Genomic DNA, 18,069 nt, shown 5'->3' with positions numbered 1-18,069 from the left:
TACAGCCGAACGCATCCGCCGTGTCAGAGCAGCGAAGAACGAGAAGGTCTCCCGCGCCGAAGGCTGGCGGCTGCGTGGCCCCCTGCTGCCCGCACTGATATTCATGATCGTGGTGACACAGATACCGTTCCTGTTCACCCTCTTCTACTCCACGCAGTCCTGGAACCTCGTCAGCCCCGGCTCCCGGCGCTTCGTCGGGCTACAGAACTACGTGGATGTGTTCCAGGACAGTCAGTTCTGGCAGGTGGCACTCAACACCGTCATCCTCATCGTCGGTACCGTACTGATCTCGGTGGTTCTCGGCCTACTGCTCGCACTACTGCTCGACCGCGTGTTCCTCGGCAGGGGCATCGTCCGCACCATGCTGATCACACCGTTCCTGGTCACCCCCGTCGCCGCGGCACTGGTGTGGAAGACCTCGATGTTCGATCCCATCTTCGGCATCGTGAACTGGGTGCTGTCCCCGTTCGGGGTCGGCGAGGTCGACTGGATCAGCCGATACCCCCTGCCCACGGTGATGGTCGCGCTGATCTGGCAATGGACACCGTTCATGATGCTGTTGATCCTCGCCGGGCTGCAGTCGATGCCCCGCGACATCCTCGAGGCAGGTCGAGTCGACGGAGCGAGCGGATTCTCGTTGTTCCGCGAACTCACACTGCCGCACCTGCGTCGATTCATCGAACTCGGCACGGTGCTCGGCGCCATCTATCTCATCAACACTTTCGACGCTATCTACATGATGACGCAGGGCGGGCCGGGCACAGCGAGCGCCAACCTGCCGTTCTACATCTACCAGCGCGCGTTCCTCGGCTTCGACATCGGCCAGGCCGCGGCGATGGGTGTGGTCGTCGTGATCGCCACGATCGTCATCGCGACCTTCGCGCTACGCCTGATCTTCAAGTCGTTCACCGGTAAGGAGGAAGCGGCATGAGCACCACAGCTGCGGGTCCGCAGACATCGGACACCACGCTGCCGACCGGGAAGGCTACGCGGACGGTCCGTAAACGCAAGCACCGCAAGATGAACCCTTGGGGCATCGTGGCCTGGATCGCCGCCATCGGGTTCTTCTTCCCGGTGTTCTGGATGGTGCTCACCGCCTTCAAGCAGGAATCGGACGCATACTCCGATCCACCGAAATTCATCTTCACACCGACTTTGGAACAGTTCCGTTCCGTCTTCGAAACCGGTGCGAGCACGGCCCTGCTCAACTCTGCGTTCGCGACCATCGTCTCGACCGTGTTCGTACTCCTGCTCGGCGTGCCCGCGGCGTTCGCGTTGTCGCTGCGCCCGGTCCGAAAAACCCAGGACGCACTGTTCTTCTTCATCAGCACCAAGATGCTGCCGATCGTTGCGGCGATCATTCCGTTGTACGTGATCGTGGCGAATATCGGTCTACTCGACAACATCTGGGCACTGATCGTCCTGTACACCGCCATGAACCTGCCCATCGCTGTGTGGATGATGCGGTCGTTCTTCCTCGAGGTTCCTGGCGAACTGCTCGAGGCAGCGAGCATGGACGGGGCGAGTCTGTGGACATCGGTGCGCGAGGTGATCCTCCCGCTCGTCTCCCCCGGTATCGCCGCGACCGCCCTCATCTGCGTGATCTTCTCGTGGAACGAGTTCTTCTTCGCTGTCAACCTCACTGCCGTTCAGGCCCAGACGATTCCGGTTTTCCTGGTCGGGTTCATCACCGGCGAGGGCTTGTACTGGGCACAGCTGTCCGCTGCGGCGACGATGGCTGCCCTCCCCGTCGTGCTCGCCGGATGGATCGCGCAGAACAAGCTCGTACGCGGCCTGTCGTTCGGCGCCATCAAGTAAGCCACCGATTCTCGACTTCCTCTCGAAACGAAGGGTTTCCATCATGGCCGAGATCACCTATCGGAACGCCTCCTGCATCTACGAGAACTCCGATTCACTCGCCGTCGACTCGCTCGACCTCGACATCGAGGACGGTGAGTTCGTTGTCCTCGTCGGGCCGTCCGGGTCTGGCAAGAGCACGGCACTGCGCATGCTCGCGGGTCTCGAAGACATCGACGAGGGCTCGATCTCCATCGGCGGCGTCGACATGACGGGTGTGCCGTCCAAGGATCGCGACATCGCCATGGTCTTCCAGAACTACGCGCTGTACCCGAACAAGACCGTCGCCGAGAACATGGGATTCGCCCTCAAGATGCGTGGGGTCAGCGCCGAGGAACGGCGACGGAAGGTCGAGGAGGCAGCCAAGGTCCTCGACCTCACCGAATACCTCGACCGCAAGCCTGCGAAGTTGTCGGGTGGTCAGCGGCAGCGTGTCGCGATGGGACGTGCGATCGTCCGCGAACCACAGGTGTTCTGCATGGACGAGCCACTGTCCAACCTCGACGCCAAGTTGCGCGTTCAGACGCGCACGCAGATCGCCGCCCTCCAACGCCGGCTGGGCACCACCACGGTGTACGTCACCCACGACCAGGTCGAAGCAATGACGATGGGCGATCGTGTTGCCGTCCTGAAGAGAGGGCAATTGCAGCAGTTCTCGTCGCCGACCGAACTGTACGACCGCCCGGCGAACGCCTTCGTCGCCGGGTTCATCGGCTCTCCGGCAATGAATCTTCTCCCCGCCACCGTCACCGACGACGGAGTCCTCGTGGGCAATACGGTGATCCCGGTCGAACGTGACCGGATCACCAGCCTGCACGCGGCCGGGATCACATCTGTCACGGCGGGGATCCGTCCCGAACAGTTCGAGATCACCGAGGGTGAGGGTGTGGAGGCCGTCGTCGAACTCGTGGAAGAGCTCGGTAGCGAATCGTACGTCCACACACGGGTGCCCGGGAGCGGAAATCAGATCGTCGCGCGCTCACTGACCCGTACCCCCGCCCGCCTCGCGGACACCATCCACCTTCGCAAGCGTGAAGGCTCCGTGCACCTGTTCCATCCCGAGACCGGGGAGCGGGTGGGCGACTGACCGTCCCACGACTCGTGTCGCCGGATGACTCGCCCATGCCGAACGCATCCGGAGATCTCGGCCCCGATGCTCGGTACGTCGTAGAGCATCTGGTGGAGCACCGCCCTCAGGAGGCCGCTATGCTCCCGGCATGATCAGCCGGGGCAGCACCGCATCGTTCATCGCGCTCGCCGCAGCGCTCGTCACCGTCACAGCCTGCAGCGACACGGTTTCTGGCGAGGCCACCGCCGCCGACCCGACCACCTCTGCAGCACCGACGACATCGTCTGCACCGGCTACCACGACGACGACCACGACGAAGGCGCCGGTACAGGCGAACGCTGCGGACTACGCGGGCTCGCAGCCCGGCGTGTACTACTTCCTCTCCGAGAGCGGGAAGTTCGAGTGCGCGATCCTCACCCACACCGACCCTGTTGCGGGTTGCCAGGGCACCATGCCGTCGAGCGCGCCCCGCGTCCCGGGGAGCGGAGCGTCGGACGTCACGGTGCCCGCGAACGTCGTGATCGTGGAATCGTCCGGCGAGGGCCAGTTCAGCAACATCGGCGACATCGCCTTCATGGATCCCAATCGGACAGCACAGGTCCTCCCGTACGGGGCAGAGTTGAAGGTCAGCGTGTTCACCTGCACGATCGACGAAAGCACGGGCGTCACTTGCGAGTCGGACGCGCACGGATTCACGGTGTCGGCCGACGACTACGAGTTGTGGTGACGCCCTGCGTTCACAGGCCCGCGAGGTCCACTCGCGATACCGGCAGCATGAAATCACCCGCCGGTGAACGCACCCACCAGGCTCCGGTCGCGCGGTGCTCGGCCGAGGTGGCGTACCGATAGCGGAACACACGTGCACGAACCAGAGCGGGCGGCGCATCGGGAAACGGGTTGTGACGCAGTAACCGCAGGGTCTCGGGGTCGTTGTCGAGGAGCCGCGCTACGAATCGAGGGAACCAGCCGACCGCGTAGTCACGCGAGATAGCGGCGAACCACATCAGCCAATCGAGCCGGCGATGATAGGGCGCACATTGGCGGGGTCTGCGGAACACATCGCCGGGCTTGCCTTTGAATTCGTACTCGAGCCACTCGGTAGCCGGGGTGACAACCGCATCGCTGGTGCCTTCGACGATCACTTCCCTGCGGGTACGGGTGATGCTGCCGAACGCACCGTAGGTGTTGACGAAATGCCACGGGTTGTACGACGCATTCATCGCCTGCCGCTTCGATATCAGGTTCCGCACCGGCCGATAGCTCAGAACCGCGACCACGGCGCTCAAAGCGAGTACCGCCCCGGTGAACGGCGCGGGGGTGGGCGCGAAGTCAGGGTTCGGAGTGACGAGGGCGGCATAGAAGCCGTCGGGCAACACCGAAAGCGCCAGCACGATCGTCACCCAGTTCAGCCACGCGAAATTGCCGCTCGCCACCAGCCACAGCTGTGTCGCGATCATGACCCCAGCGGCGATTCCCGCGACGGGCTGCGGCGTGAACAAAGCGAAAGGGACCACGAGCTGTGTCATATGGTTCCCGGCCACCTCCAGCCGATGCAGCGGGCGCGGCAAGTGATGGAACCATCGGCTGAGCGGGCCCGGCATCGGCTGCGTCTCGTGGTGGTAGTACAGGCACGTCAGGTCGCGCCAACAGCGGTCGCCACGCCATTTGATCATGCCCGCTCCGAACTCGACGCGGAACAGCAACCAGCGGATCAGGAGCAGTACCAGGAACGGAGGTGCGGTCTCCGCGTTGCCCAGGAAGATCGCGAGCACTCCGGCTTCGAGCAGCAACGATTCCCAACCGAACGAATACCAGACCTGGCCGACGTTGACGATCGACAGATAGAACAACCACAGCGCGAACCACACGAGCATGCAGGCGATCAACGGTAGGCGCTCGGTGACACCCACGAGCGTCAGCAACGCCAGGACCGCACCGATCGTCGCCACTGTGGCGAACGTGCGGTCGGTGAACCGCAGGTGGAACAGGCTCGGAGCGGAACGGAACGGGTGTTCCCGCACGAAGTCCGGGACGGGGAGTATTCCTCGCTCGCCGATCAGCGCCCGGAACTGCAGCAAGGCCGCGAGGAAAGCGACGAGGTACAGCGCGGCAAGACCACGGGCGAGCAGCAGCCGCCCGATCACGTAGTCGTCAGCATCCAACCAGTGCACCGTCGTGACTTCCCGTCGGCCCCGGCGCGGGCCGAGCACAGCCCCACTCCCAGGATTGCACGCCGGACGAACTGATGACGTTCGGACGCCGGTCTCAGGTTCGGATCGTGCGGCGCAGTCCGCTGGCTCGCAGCACCCGACGCTCCACGCCTGCTCGCACCGCCGCTTCCGTCCCGACGACCCGCACCTTGGAGCGCGCACGCGTAATCGCCGTATACAGCAGCTCGCGGGTGAGCAGCGACGACCGTTCGTCGGGCAGGATCACCGACACGGTGCCGTACTGGCTGCCCTGGCTGCGGTGGATCGTCATCGCGTACACGGTCTGCACCCCCGACAGTTGGCTCGGATGGAGCACGAACGGCTGCTCGCCGCGCGCGAAGGCGGCAACGAGATCGCCGTCGCCGCGGCGCACGACAACACCGGTGTCTCCGTTGTAGACGCGGGCCTCGTGGTCGTTGGCGGTGACCAGCAGCGGCTGCCCCGGATACCAGCGCTCCGGGTCGAGGCGTCGGCCCGTGGATGCACTGATCCATTCCATGGCCTGGCGCGCCCACCGCTGCACCCCGTACGGTCCGTCGCGGTGCGCGCACAGCAACCGGTGGGTCTCGAATCGTTCGAGAACTGCGTGGATGTCGCCGGTCAGTGCCGCTGCGGTGACCTCCTGCGCCGAGCCCACCACGTCGCGCCGCAGCAACTCGATGTCGTCGGGCCGCTGGAACGCGATCTCGGGCGCTCCGCTGTTCAGGATCTCCATGACTTTGTCGCCGTCGCCGTCGCGCACCGCAACTGCCAGGCGCGCGATCTCACCCCCGAAACGGCGACCCCGGCTCAACCGCACGATCCCGCCACGCAACCGCTCGTGTTCGAGGGGTTTGAAGGCGGCCTCGTCCGGATCGCCGGAGGCTTCGAGGTCGCGCGCTGCGGCCCGCACGAACACCGGATTCACCTCCCCGGAGACCGGGCGCGCGATCAGGTCGGCGAGCACGGCACCGGCGTCGACGGAGGCGAGCTGGTCGGGGTCGCCGACCAAGACGAGACGTGTATCGGGCCGGACTGCTTCGAGGAGCCGGCACATCATCGTCAGCGACACCATCGAGGTCTCGTCGACGACGATGACGTCGTACGGAAGATGGTTGTCGGCGTGATAACGGAATCGCGTGCGTCCACGCTGCCAGCCCAGCAGGCGATGCAGAGTCATGGCGCTGAGCCCCGGCGGCAGCGGCAGCACCGACTCCTGCTCGCGCACGGATTCCTGCAGACGCGCCGCAGCCTTACCGGTGGGTGCCGCGAGCCCGATGCGAAGACCGGGGCCTTCGATCATCTCGAGCAGCGCGAGAATCCGCGCGATGGTGTGGGTCTTTCCGGTTCCCGGTCCGCCTGCGATGACGGTGGTGTGGTGCGTGGCGGCGAGCGCCGCCGCCACGCGTTGACGATCCGGCGCAGGAGACGACTTCGTCCGGTCGGACTGGTCGCGAAACAGTTCGTCGAGTGCGGCGGAGAGCCGGTCGTCGTCGGCTGCGGGGAAGCCGTCGCTGCGGGCAGCGAGGACCTCCCTGATCATCTGTTCCTGACGGAAGTACCGATCGAGGTACAGCAGTGGCCCCTCGTCGGTGTCGACCAGGCGCAGTGGGCGCAGCGACCCGTGGTCGCCGCCGATCACAAGTGGACTGCGCTGCAGCGCACCGAGGACGTCACCGTCGTGTGGCCACGGCAACGACTCGAGGTCGACCACCGGGTTGCCGTCCTCGTCCTCTTCGACGGTGACGTCGCGCAGCCGCGTCAGGTCGAGGCATACCGAACCGGAACGTACGGCCCTCACGGCGAGGGCAGTGGCGAGGTGAACGTCGGTGTTCGGTTCGCCGCCGAGGTTCGCGAGTCTCAGTGCGACGTGGACGTCGGCAGCGGCCAGCACGCCGGCTTCGTTGAATTCGCGCAGTGCTCCTTTACCCCGCTGCGCAATTCTGGCTTCGATCACGGTACGGCCCTTCCCGCGAGCAGATCCGACAGGTCGGTGACGAGCGATGCGGGCGGTGTCCAGTCGAACACACCGCTTCCGGGAGGACTGTCCGGTCCGGCCATGCCGCGAACGAACAGATATTGCGAACCACCGAGATGCGTCTCCGGGTGGTACCCGGGCAGGCGCCACCGCAAGTACCGATGCAGCGCAACCGAATACAACAGGGCCTGCATCGGGTAGTGGGCACGGATCATCTCCGCTGCCATCGCGTCGCGGGTGTAGTGCGCCGTTGTCAGCTCACCGGGCGCAAGCCGGTTGGTCTTGTAGTCGACCACGACGAACTGCGGCCCGTCGACGCGCAGGACCGCATCGATGCTGCCCGTGAGGTATCCGCGCAACGGCACCGGCTCGAGGTCGCGCACATGATCGGCGTACTCGAACAAGGAATCATCCGGTGTGAGATGGCGTCGCAGCAGATCGGCGACCTGAGCCAGGGTGACGGTCACGGCAGCGGGATCGTCGCCGCCAGCAAGCGGCAACTCGAAGTCGAGCTCGGCGAGCCTGTCCTTCGGCGAGAAGTCGGCCAGCGTGCGTGCGAGCGGGCCGAGCCGGGTGTGCAACACGGGCAGCAGCGCCTGCGCAAGCTCCTCGGGGTCGACGTCGGACAGTCGCTGCGCCACCACGTCGCGACAACACGCGGTGAGTTCGCCGGCGAGGTCGGCGGCGGAGGTGTCCACGATTTCGAACACGGAGTGCACGAGCGTGCCGAAGATCGTGCCGCCGGGCAAGTCGTTCATGGTCGAGGGGATCCCCTCGACCACGGGGTCAGGGGTTGCCAGCGGGGGCTCTTCCGGCTCGTCGTCCTTCTCCGGCACTTCGATCTCGCTGCCGACGCCGGCACCGTCGTGTGCCGACGCAGTGAGCGCCGAATACGAGGTGCGCCGCCACGTGCCGTCGAGCACACGGGTGAACCGTGCAGCAACCAGGGACGTTTCGTCCTGCTGCGGCTTCACCCAGCTGATCTCTCCCTTTCCGACGATGCCCGTGGCCTCAACGGAGATCAGACCGCCGGAGGCCTTCGCCCACGACGCGAACTGTTCGGCCATCACCGAATCGGCCGGAATGCCCGCTGCGGGCGCAACTTCGGAGCTGCCCGGAGTGCGGGCGAACAACACTCGGTGCAGCGGTGAGCGGGCGGTCCCGTAGGACGGCGCCCACCACAGCGTGAGCTGACAACAGGCTCGGGTCAACGCCACATACAGCAATCGCAGTTCCTCACCCGCTTCCTCCGCCTCGTGGGTGCGGCGACGCTCGCCGTAGCCCGGGCTGCCCTCGCCCCCGACGTCGAGGATGCGGCGGCCGTTCTCGTGTAGCAGCAGGGTATCGGGGTTCGGGTTCTTGGCGGCATCCCATGCGTACGGCACGTAGACGACCGGGAATTCGAGCCCTTTGCTGCCGTGTACCGTGAGGATCTGCACGGCTGCTGCGTCGCTGTCGAGGCGACGACTACGATCGGCGCTGCCGCGTCCCGGATCGTTCATCCGGTCTTCGAACCATCGCGTCAGCGCCGCAATACCGAACGAGTCGGATGCGGCCGCATCGTCGAGCAGCTCCGCGAGGTGTCGCAGGTCGGTCAGGTGCCGCTCTCCCGATACCGTTCGGAGCAGGCGCGCTTCGAGTTCGCTGATCGTGGCAAGGCGTTCGAACAGCGCCGCGAATCCGGACTGTGCGAACACCATCGCAAGATCGCGGAGCGCGCCCCCGACCTGCGCGACCAGTTCGTCGCCGCGCGCCACGAGGTCCTGCGCGGAATACCCGAGCAGCGGTGTCAACGCTGCGAGGCGCACCCGATCCGCGCGGTGCGGCTGTTCGAGCGCCTGCAGGGTCCACAGCCACTGCTGGGCCGCGGGGGTCGTGAACACGCTCGTTCCGCCTGCGAGGACGCACGGCACACCCGTCCGTTGCAGTTCGTCGTACACGAGGGAGACCTGTGCGTGTGTCCGCACGAGGATCGCGATGTGGCCTGGTTGCACCGGCTCCGGGCGCCCGGTCCGTTCGATGGTCGCATCGCTGTCGAGCAGCGCGACCACATCGGCGGCGACGTCGCGCGCGACGTTGGCCCGCAGCGGCCCGACCGTCGGGTATCCCGATTTGCCCAGTGGTCCGGCTCCGGTGCGCGGCAGGTAACGCAGACGCAGCGGGGCCGCCCCTGCAAGGCGTGTCCCGGGGCGGGCGGCGTCGACACGGTGCACGGCGATCCTCGGATCACCCAGTGCTGCACCGCCGTACACGTGGTCGAGTGCGGAGATCAGAGCGGCGTCGCTACGCCAGTTGGTTGTGAGCTCACGATGTGCATCGGACGTGTTCACCGCATCGAGGTAGCTCAACACTTCGGCGCCTCGGAAGGCGTAGATTGCCTGTTTCGGATCGCCCACCAGCACCAGAGTGGTGTGGCCGTGGAACACCCGATGAAGGATCTCCCACTGCTTGGGGTCCGTGTCCTGGAATTCGTCGACGAGGACGACACCGAACCGCGCGCGGATCCGGAGGCATGCAGCCGCGCCGTGCTCCGGGTCGCTCAGCACACGGTGCAGCAGTGCGAGCTGGTCGTCGAAATCACGCAAACCCGTCATTCGCTTCCGTCGTTCGACCTCGGCACGCACCTCCCGCGCGAATTCGACGCGCTCTCCCGCAGGTGTCCCGTCGGCGCTCTGGGGAGCGAGCGCCGCCTGCTGGTCGAAGATCGCCGCGCGGGCGGCGATCGTGGCCTCTGCATGGGAGATGGGTGGCTCACATCGGCCGTACCGCTGCAGGTAGAGGTCGGCGATGACCTCGATCGTGAGGTCGTCGACATCCTCCACCACGGTGACATCGGGTTCACGCTCGCCGGCGATGCCGAGTTCGTCGAGCATCCGCTGACAGAACCCGTGCGTCGTGGCGATGGTCGCGGCGTCGAAATCCGACAGGGCCTGCCGGAGGCGGGTGCGACGACCGGCGATGTCGTGAGCGGCCAGGTACCGGATCAGCTCGTCGCTGCCTGTTGCGGCAGCCTCCGCATCGGCGAGAGCGTCCACGACCTCGGCGAACCGGGCGCGGGTCCGTTCCCGGAGTTCTTGCGTTGCTGCACGGCTGAACGTGACGAGCAGGAGTTCGGACAGGTCGACGATGCCTTCCGCGACGTATCGGGTCGCGAGACCCACGATTGCGTAGGTCTTCCCCGTCCCCGCCGACGCCTCGAGGACCGTCGTCCCCGCCGGAAGCTCTCCCAGAAGGTCGAATCCTGTTGCAGTACCGGGCACTACGCCTTCGGTCACGATGCCACTTCCCATCACGGACGCCCCTGTTTCTCCGCTGCCAGCAGCGGTTCCCACAACCGGCGGGACAACACCCCGAACCGGGTCGGGTCGTCGAACCAGACGTGTTCGTCGGCGAGCGGTTCTGCTGCGGTGAGCTCACCGAACCCGACACCGCTGCCGTACAGGTACTGCACGTGCCGGTCCTTCCCGTCACCGAACTTTCCTCCGAATTCGTTTCCGGCGGATTCGAGTGCCATGTCGACGGAGCCACCACGCGCACGTTGCTCCGCATACGCGGCGGCTGCCCCAGTTGTCAGCGGCAGCACTGCGCCCAGGCCGCGGTCGCGGAGGTCGACGAGTTGAAGGAGCAGTTCGTGGGCGTTGCCGGGCGCGATCATCGTCGAACGCCATGCAGGCATGCGTCCGCGGCCGCGGCCGGTGGTCACGGCCTGCCACCTCTCGTCATGACCGGACGCAGCGACGGCCAAGAGCTGGATCCAGGCCGTGATCCGATGTTTGGCAGACAACTTCGAGAAGATGCTGCGGCCGATCACGTTGCCGTGGACTCCACCGATCGTGCCGGTGAGCCGTCGGCCGCTGCCGAGATCGACCATCACGTCGATGGTCGTGGGTCTTCCGCTGTGTACCGGTGCGCACGCAGAGACGAGGCTTTCCACCGCATGGGTGACGTCGTCGAGCGCCCTCTCGCCCAGCGCGTACGGCGGGAGCGTCCCGCGGCGCCACTCCGCGGCCCGGAAGTCGGCTGCAGAGACACCGCCGAGGCGGGATTCGAGCATCCGGTCGCCGAGGTTCCAGCGGGCCAGCGGATCGAGATCCACGTCGAGCGCGTCGGTCGTGCCTTCGTCCGGTTCGGGAATCCGGATGCCGAGGCGTTGCCGCAGAAACCCCTGGGCAGGATGCACGAGATACGAGACGAGGTCGGCGAGGTCGATGTCGGCCCGCTGTTCGGGCGGAGCGAGGAGGATCTGCGCGAGCGCGGGGGCCGCGTTCCCCGTGCTCGGGCTCTGTGCCGCCCGGGCACCGGCGAGCGCCGTCTCGTCGAAACTGAACGGCGCATCGGGCAGGAAGTTCCGGGCGTCGAACGGCTGCAGCGGGTGACGGCGGACCACCTGCGTCGCGTCGCCGATCATCGTGGCGACGACATCGCGCACCTCGGTGAGCGGAATCGCGGGTGGCCGTGCCGCACCGGTGACCGGATCGGCGCCGGTGTAGAACAGCAGCACCTTCTCGCCCGCCGACATGATTGCGTCGAGCAACAACTGCCGATCCTCGCTTCGAGGGTCACGTTCGCCGACGCGGGGATTCTGGGTGAGCACATCGTCGCCGTCGATGTGGGCGGTGCGGGGGAAGACGTCGTCGTCGAGGCCCAGCAACACCACCACCCGATGCGGCACCGAACGCATCGGCACCATGGTGCACACCGTGAGCTCGCCGGTGCGGAAGTTCGCGCGAGTGGGACGGCCCGCCAACCGGCCGGCGAGCATCGCGCGCACATCGGCCAGTCGCAGCTCGGCGGCTCCGCTGTGTTCGACAGCGGCGCCGATTTCGCGATGCGCCTGCGCGCGCTGCCATGCGTCGGCGGCCGGAACATCCACCAGTAGATCGAGCGCGTGCGTGAGCGCGTGCGCCCACCGCGCTGCGTCCTGGGGTCGACGCAGAACCCACAACGCTTTGTCGAGCCGATCGACGTATTCGGCGAACCGCCCCGCGAGATCGATGTCGTTGCTCTCGACGTCATCGAGTGGCATTGCAAGCGCCAGCCATTCGCTGTCGGAACCGTCCGCGGCGACTCCGAGGAGTACTCGGTCCAGCGCGGTGCCGAAAGTGTTCTGCGGGAAGTCCGCGAGTCCGAACGCGCTGCGTTGCCGTTTGCCCAGCCCCCAGCGGGCGCCCGACTCGGCAGTCCATTCCTGCAACCGCTCCAGATCGTCGTCGTCGAACGAGAACATACGCCGCACCGGTGCCGCCGCAGCGAGGTCGAGCGCATCGCCCGCAGTGACGCGCGCATCCGCGAGATCTAGCAGTGCCGAAACGACGGACAGCACGGGATTGGTACGACGCAGCCCGCGGTCTGCCAGCCGGACCCTCAGCTCGTGCCCGGGATGCCCGCCGATGTCCTGACCGAACGACGCAGCGACGAGCGGAGCGTAGGTCTCGACGTCCGGGCACATGACGATGACCTCGCGAGGTTCGAGGGTCGGATCATTCTCGAACAGGTGCAGGAGGCATTCGCGGAGCACCTCGACCTGACGGGTCGGGCCGTGGCACGCGTGAATCTGCACAGTGCCGTCGGCCTCGGCGCAGGCCACCTCCGGAGCGCGGTCGGCCCGGATGTCCGACTGGATCCTGCCGAGCAGCGTGGCAGGGGGCGCAGGCACATCGTGTTCTTGCTCGACCGCACCGAGCTCGGACAACCTGCTCTGAAGTTCGCGGACGTCCCGGGCAAGCGCGGCCAGAAGGGGGTGGCCGACGAGATCTACGCTGCGATCGTCCGCGCGCCGCGAAATCTGCTCGCGGCCGGAGAGATTCGCCCACATCCGAGGACTCGCGTGCGGCAGCCACAGGTGCACGTCTCGGCGGGCACCCAGCGCCGCCAGTACTTCGAGCTGCACCCGGTCGAGACGGGTGGGCCCGAACAGCGACAGCCGATCCGGCAGGTCGACGATTCCGGGCTCTGCGCGCAGCCGTTCGCACACCTCGTCGAGCCGCTGCGCGGGACTGTCGACACCGATGCGGTCGCGCAGGCGGCGCCACAGTTCGGCCTGCCAGCGCAAGTGCTCGTCGAGCATGGCCCCGGTGCCGTCGGTGTCGTGTCCCGCAGCCCAATCGGTGAGCATCCGTGGCCGATGCTGCCCGTAGCTGCGCAGCAGGTCGCGGAAGTGTTCGGCGGTGGCGTAGCGACGCCCGGCCCGGTGATCGTCGGTGCCGTGGCCGAGGTGTCGCGTGAGCGCTGCACACCACGGTCGGCCGAGGTTCTCGTCGATGACGTCGAGCAACGCCCACAACACGCGCGACGGATGCCATGGGTCATCGTCTGCGGTGGTGTCCGCGGCAGACGAGAGCACCTCGTCGACGAGACGGGACGGGGATGGAAAGTCGATGTTCGCAGCGACCCCATCGCCGGCGACGGCCCCGAGCACCGTCGACAACCGCTGCGTGAGCCACCGCTCGACACCTCGAGCCGGTACGGCGACGATCTCGCGGGCGAACGGATCGGCAGGCGGGATGGACAGGAGCTCGGCGAGTGCATCGGCCAGGGTGTCGGTGCGCTCGGCACGATGCAGTCTGAGCACGCGTGGGTCCCCCTCGTGGGTTGTTCGATCCGTCGGCTACGGCTTACCACACCGAGCCGACAACGATCGACCACCTGTGCGTTTCCCGAGGGTGGAGTCGCATACCGCTTTGAAGAAGTGTCAGAAGAGAGACTTCGTCCCGAACACCGCGACCGTGCGGCTACCCGACACCGACACCACATCGCCGACCTGCAGCCGCCTTCGCGGACTCCGTACCGGACTGTGGTTGACGCACACAGCGCCTTCCATGAGAAGGGCCGCGGCTTCCCCTCCGGAGGTGGCCAAACCACTTTCCTGGAGGAAGCCGAACAGCGAGTCGGGCACGAGTGCCTGCATGTGATCGATGGTCGCCGTGCAAGGCATCAACACGGTCACCGCCCGGTGATGTTCAGATGAACTCGCAACGAACTGCACTGACCACTACAAGAGCGGATCGAGACGGGTGTTCTGGAACGAGCGGATCAGCCACTGCCCGTCGGACTTCAACGCGACGCTCGTATTACGGGACAACGCCTCGTCGGTGCACTCCGTCTCACCGTTCCAGAGCACGCATCCGGTGCGGATGATGATCGCCATGTCGGGTCGGGGGAAGGCGATGGTCTCGGAGACCTGATTCAGTTCGGTACCGCCGACATAGGTGTCGAAGAAGTACTGCATACCCGACGCGATCTCATCATGGCCGTGCAACAGGTCGCCGCTGAAGGTCACCACATCGGCGTCGTGCGTGTGGATCGCAGCGTATGCCGCACCGTCACCGTTCTTCCACGCGTCGTGCTGACGCACCCGCAGGTCTTCGATCGCCTGGAGGTCGGAGGCGAGTTCCTGCGCCGCCGACGGTGGCGCGGCGCCTGCGGTTGCGACACCGGCGAGGAGCGCGGATGCTCCGATTATGCATACAGACAACGCATTTCGCAGTTTCGACATTGCGAACTCCTTCAGCTGCCGGAGATTCTCGATGTCGATTGTGCGCGACGTACGCCCGGGAGACATCCGGGACAATACCCATTTCCGCCCCCGGGTCACGTCATTCGGGACCACCTCCACCGGAGAGGTCGAACAACGGGAGCTGATCGCGCAGTGCCGACGCTGTGAATTCCGCGTGGTACCGCTCTCCGAGCTCGCGCGCCACGTGAGCGGGGCATCCGAGCTCGGCGCCGATCTGATCCCAGGTGTGCCCGGCTTCGCGTTGTTCCCAAGCGAAGCCGCCATCGTCATCCCACGGTGCCGACATGGCCCGCATACTGCTCGCACTACGCCACACCCGCAACGACCGATCACGGCGTGTCGCAGATCACAATTCCGTACGGGCCCGGCCGGCAGACAACGAGACCCGACAGGATGGGGCCGCCTGAGCGACCCCCTCGGCGCGTCAGTGCGCGGCGAGCCAGTCGTTCAGATCCTTCTCATCGGCCTTGACGATGCCTTCCACCATCTGGACGACGAGACCTTCGACCTGACCGCCGACGACCGGAATCTTGACCCCGACTTCACCGGTGACCTCGACGACCGATCCGCCCGACGCCGAGGGACGCAGTTCGGAGCGCCCTGAAATGGTGACGGGAAGACTGGAGGACCCTCCGGCCATCGCACCCTGCGCGCTACCACCGTCCAGCGCACTCCACTCGTCCGTCCGGGTCATTTCCAGCGGGCCGCGAAGAACCCCGCGAACGACGGCAGGTAGCCCTGCAGGATCCATCCGGCCGGTGATCTCGACACGAATCGTTCCGGGTCCGCCGGGGGTGGTCACTGCGATCGAGCTGCCTTCGGCGTCTGCTCCGCCGCGGCTCTTCCAAAAGTCCTCGCTGGTCAGCGCGGCGTGCATCGCGTCGACGCCGTGCTCGAATTCGGTGGTGAAGGTGAATGCTTTCGACATGGCGGGAACAATAGCCCGCCGGCATCACAGCTCCGCCACGGGATCACCGCCCGCGCGCCACCCGCTCACCGTACTCGAAAGAGATCACAACAGCGCGGCGAGGACAGGCGCACCGACACCCATTGCAGCGGCTGCTGCTGCCCCGAGGAGCGGAGAGCCCGCGACGAAGGCCACCGCGAGACCACCGAGTACGACCATGATCACCAGGAGAACCACTCCCGCCGCCTTGCTCTCCGTCAGAGCCTGCTCTCGACTCGCGGTGTCGATCCGTACGGGTGTTGCCGTGACCATCGTTTCGTCCCCATTTCCGACTCATACGACCTAGGGTTCGAGGCAGTGTGTTCCCCGGCTCAGCACTGTTCAAACGCGAATAGCCGGGTTCTACCCGGCCGGCCGGACCGATTCCTCGCCTGGAACAGTGAGCGCGAGTACCGCGAGTTCGTCGAGGGACACCGCGAGGACCTGCGCCAATGCAGCAACGGTCGCAAAAGCGGGGGTTGCCATCCGGCCCGCTTCGATCTTACGGAGAGTTTCGGGAGAGATTCCCGCCTCACTGGCGACTTCAGCGAGAGTGCGCGCGCCACGCGCGGCGCGCAGACGGCCACCGAGGCGTCGTCCTGCGGCGAGCTGCTCCGGGGTGAGCGGGAGACGAACCATACGCATGACTCTACACCGTCTGGTATTAAAATACCGGTAAGGTTAGGTGTCATCCAGAAGAAGGACTACTGATGCTCGAGCTCAAGACCCCGGGAGAAGTTGCCGCAATGCGCGTTACGGGCGCATTCATCGCCGACTTGCTCACCGACCTCTCGAACCGGGCCTTACCCGGTGTGAACCTCCTCGATCTCGAGGACCGAGCCCGCGAGCTCATCGCGAAGCGTGGCGCGGTGTCCTGCTACTGGGACTACTCTCCCTCGTTCGGGCGAGGCCCGTTCCGGAACGTCATCTGCCTGTCCGTCAACGACGCCGTGCTGCATGGACTCCCCCACGACTACACGTTGCGCGATGGCGATCTTCTCAGTATGGACATCGCGGTCTCCATCGACGGCTGGGTCGCCGATTCGGCGCGCAGCATCGTCGTCGGAACTCCGAGGGACGAAGACCTCCGGTTGATCGACGCAACGCAGCAAGCGCTCGACGCAGGCATTGCCGCCGCACGGCCTGGCAACAGACTGGGTGACATCTCCGCTGCCATCGGCGCGGTCGCGGCCGAATACGGGTACCCGGTCAACACCGAATTCGGTGGGCACGGCCTCGGACGCACCATGCATGAGGATCCACACGTATCCAACACGGGCAGGGTAGGACGGGGCCTGATTCTCCGGCCGGGTCTGACCCTCGCGCTCGAACCGTGGTTCGCAGCGGGAACCGACAAGATCGTGTACGACCCGGACGGCTGGACCATCAGGTCGGCGGACGGATCACGCACCGCGCACAGCGAACACACCATCGCGATCACCGAGGACGCCGCGCAGATCCTGACGCTCCCCGCCGCGTGACGGTTATGCCGTCACCTTGCGGACGAAGGTGATCGTGCGGTCGAGGACGTCGCGGGCGTCCTGAAGCGAAAGGTCGAACTGGTACTCGTGTCCCAGTTCAGGGGTGTGGTCGTCCGGGTAGAACACCTCGTCGACCGTGACGCCGAGATCGGACAACTTGGCGGCCAGCGGTTTCGACTGCCTGACGGTGAGCGGATCGGCGTTGCCGCCGTTGATGAATGCCGCCGGGAAGTCCTCCGTGACGACGAACAGGCTGGACATCTGCCGCGCTGCTTCGGATCCCGCGAAGTCACGGTCGCCGGTATACGCCCACAACGCCTGCTGCACCCCCCACCCGATCAGTCCACCCGCACCGTCCATCGCAGGAACGTTGTAGATGCCGCAATTGAGCACCACACCACGTAGTGCAGTCGCAGGCAGTGCCGGTTCCAGCGCGAGCTCCTGCGCATAGGCGGGCGTCGTGATCGCTGCGGCGAGTTGCGCCGAGAGCTGAGCACCCGCGGAGTCACCTGCGAGCACGATCCGGTCCGGGTCGATATGGAGATCCTCGGCGTGGGCAAGCAGGTACGCATGCGCGTCGTTGAGCTGGTGGACCGCGATCGGGTAGCGGTGCTCCGGCGCGAGCGAGTATCCGACGGACACCACCGTGAACCCGGCATCGGCCAGCCGCTGGTAGTACCCGGCGTAGTTCTTGCGGTTCCCGGAGATCCACGCGCCTCCGTGGGTCCAGACGATCGTGGGAAGCGCCTCCGTCGTCCCTGTCGGCGTATAGACGTCGAGATACGCGTCGGGGTCGTTGCTCCGGTACGCGACGTCGGCGACGAGATCGGTTTCTGGCGCACCCTCCGCGAGGTTCGTCGTCAGCCTGTCGGCATCTCGATGGAATACGGCCCTGACGACGAGAGCACCAGGAGTCGGACTCAGCACGAACGCGGCCACCGCGATCACCACCACCAACGCGAGAACAACCACGATCCACCTCAGAATGTACCGTCGCGGACGTCGAGCCGCACTTCGCTCGGCTGTCATCGCA

The 18,069-nt window shown here is 66.2% G+C and carries 16 protein-coding genes; 5 read left to right on the top strand and 11 right to left on the bottom strand.

Annotated features, from left to right (window positions below):
• Nucleotides 1-13: 13 nt before the first annotated feature.
• From ACTDXD_RS18295 to ACTDXD_RS18280, 4 genes are all read left to right on the top strand, one after another.
• Nucleotides 14-931, top strand: a complete 918-nt coding sequence (locus ACTDXD_RS18295) for a carbohydrate ABC transporter permease (RefSeq protein ID WP_440127688.1) — start codon at nt 14-16, stop codon at nt 929-931.
• A complete protein-coding gene (locus tag ACTDXD_RS18290; RefSeq protein ID WP_169687655.1) occupies nt 928-1,818 on the top strand; it encodes a carbohydrate ABC transporter permease in 891 nt (296 codons plus the stop codon). Before ACTDXD_RS18295 ends, ACTDXD_RS18290 begins: the two co-directional genes overlap by 4 nt.
• Nucleotides 1,819-1,861: 43 nt before the next feature.
• Nucleotides 1,862-2,944, top strand: coding sequence for an ABC transporter ATP-binding protein (locus ACTDXD_RS18285; protein ID WP_440123707.1), 1,083 nt, complete (start codon nt 1,862-1,864; stop codon nt 2,942-2,944).
• Between the two features lie 130 nt (nt 2,945-3,074).
• Nucleotides 3,075-3,653, top strand: coding sequence for a hypothetical protein (locus ACTDXD_RS18280; protein ID WP_440123706.1), 579 nt, complete (start codon nt 3,075-3,077; stop codon nt 3,651-3,653).
• Nucleotides 3,654-3,663: 10 nt separating this feature from the next.
• On the opposite strand, the gene ACTDXD_RS18275 is transcribed toward ACTDXD_RS18280, so the two are convergent.
• The 10 genes from ACTDXD_RS18275 to ACTDXD_RS18230 all read right to left on the bottom strand — a co-directional run bounded on the left by ACTDXD_RS18275 (nt 3,664) and on the right by ACTDXD_RS18230 (nt 16,194).
• Entirely contained in the window at nt 3,664-5,097 is a 1,434-nt protein-coding gene (locus tag ACTDXD_RS18275) for a lipase maturation factor family protein (RefSeq protein ID WP_440123705.1), read from the bottom strand.
• Between the two features lie 94 nt (nt 5,098-5,191).
• Nucleotides 5,192-7,072, bottom strand: a complete 1,881-nt coding sequence (gene recD / locus ACTDXD_RS18270) for an exodeoxyribonuclease V subunit alpha (RefSeq protein ID WP_440123704.1) — start codon at nt 7,070-7,072, stop codon at nt 5,192-5,194.
• Nucleotides 7,069-10,383 (bottom strand): UvrD-helicase domain-containing protein, encoded by a 3,315-nt coding sequence (locus ACTDXD_RS18265; protein WP_440127687.1) that lies wholly within the window; start codon nt 10,381-10,383, stop codon nt 7,069-7,071. Before ACTDXD_RS18265 ends, recD begins: the two co-directional genes overlap by 4 nt.
• Nucleotides 10,383-13,664, bottom strand: coding sequence for an exodeoxyribonuclease V subunit gamma (gene recC, locus ACTDXD_RS18260; RefSeq protein WP_440123703.1), 3,282 nt, complete (start codon nt 13,662-13,664; stop codon nt 10,383-10,385). The genes ACTDXD_RS18265 and recC overlap by 1 nt, the downstream gene beginning before the upstream one ends.
• Nucleotides 13,665-13,784: 120 nt before the next feature.
• Entirely contained in the window at nt 13,785-14,000 is a 216-nt protein-coding gene (locus ACTDXD_RS18255) for a S4 domain-containing protein (RefSeq protein WP_440123702.1), read from the bottom strand.
• 84 nt (nt 14,001-14,084) lie between these two features.
• Nucleotides 14,085-14,588 (bottom strand): SgcJ/EcaC family oxidoreductase, encoded by a 504-nt coding sequence (locus ACTDXD_RS18250; protein ID WP_440123701.1) that lies wholly within the window; start codon nt 14,586-14,588, stop codon nt 14,085-14,087.
• A gap of 100 nt (nt 14,589-14,688) precedes the next feature.
• Nucleotides 14,689-14,895 (bottom strand): hypothetical protein, encoded by a 207-nt coding sequence (locus tag ACTDXD_RS18245; protein ID WP_440123700.1) that lies wholly within the window; start codon nt 14,893-14,895, stop codon nt 14,689-14,691.
• Between the two features lie 138 nt (nt 14,896-15,033).
• Nucleotides 15,034-15,537 (bottom strand): DUF2505 domain-containing protein, encoded by a 504-nt coding sequence (locus tag ACTDXD_RS18240; RefSeq protein ID WP_440123699.1) that lies wholly within the window; start codon nt 15,535-15,537, stop codon nt 15,034-15,036.
• Between the two features lie 84 nt (nt 15,538-15,621).
• The gene (locus ACTDXD_RS18235) at nt 15,622-15,828 is read right to left on the bottom strand and encodes a hypothetical protein (RefSeq protein WP_440123698.1); all 207 of its coding nucleotides are present in this window, start codon (nt 15,826-15,828) and stop codon (nt 15,622-15,624) included.
• Between the two features lie 90 nt (nt 15,829-15,918).
• The gene (locus tag ACTDXD_RS18230; protein WP_440123697.1) at nt 15,919-16,194 is read right to left on the bottom strand and encodes a helix-turn-helix domain-containing protein; all 276 of its coding nucleotides are present in this window, start codon (nt 16,192-16,194) and stop codon (nt 15,919-15,921) included.
• A gap of 71 nt (nt 16,195-16,265) precedes the next feature.
• On the opposite strand from ACTDXD_RS18230, the gene map reads away from it, so the two are divergent.
• Nucleotides 16,266-17,036: a type I methionyl aminopeptidase gene (map, locus tag ACTDXD_RS18225; RefSeq protein WP_440123696.1), complete on the top strand. Its 771-nt coding sequence runs from the start codon at nt 16,266-16,268 to the stop codon at nt 17,034-17,036.
• A 3-nt stretch (nt 17,037-17,039) separates the two neighbouring features.
• On the opposite strand, the gene ACTDXD_RS18220 is transcribed toward map, so the two are convergent.
• On the bottom strand, nt 17,040-18,065 hold the full coding sequence (locus tag ACTDXD_RS18220) for an alpha/beta hydrolase (RefSeq protein ID WP_440123695.1): 1,026 nt from the start codon (nt 18,063-18,065) through the stop codon (nt 17,040-17,042).
• Nucleotides 18,066-18,069 lie beyond the last annotated feature (4 nt).

Source organism: Rhodococcus sp. SJ-3, from assembly GCF_051918125.1.
Lineage (GTDB): Bacteria > Actinomycetota > Actinomycetes > Mycobacteriales > Mycobacteriaceae > Rhodococcus.
Note: the sequence above shows the minus strand (reverse complement) of the source record. Positions and strands in the feature narration are given on the sequence as shown.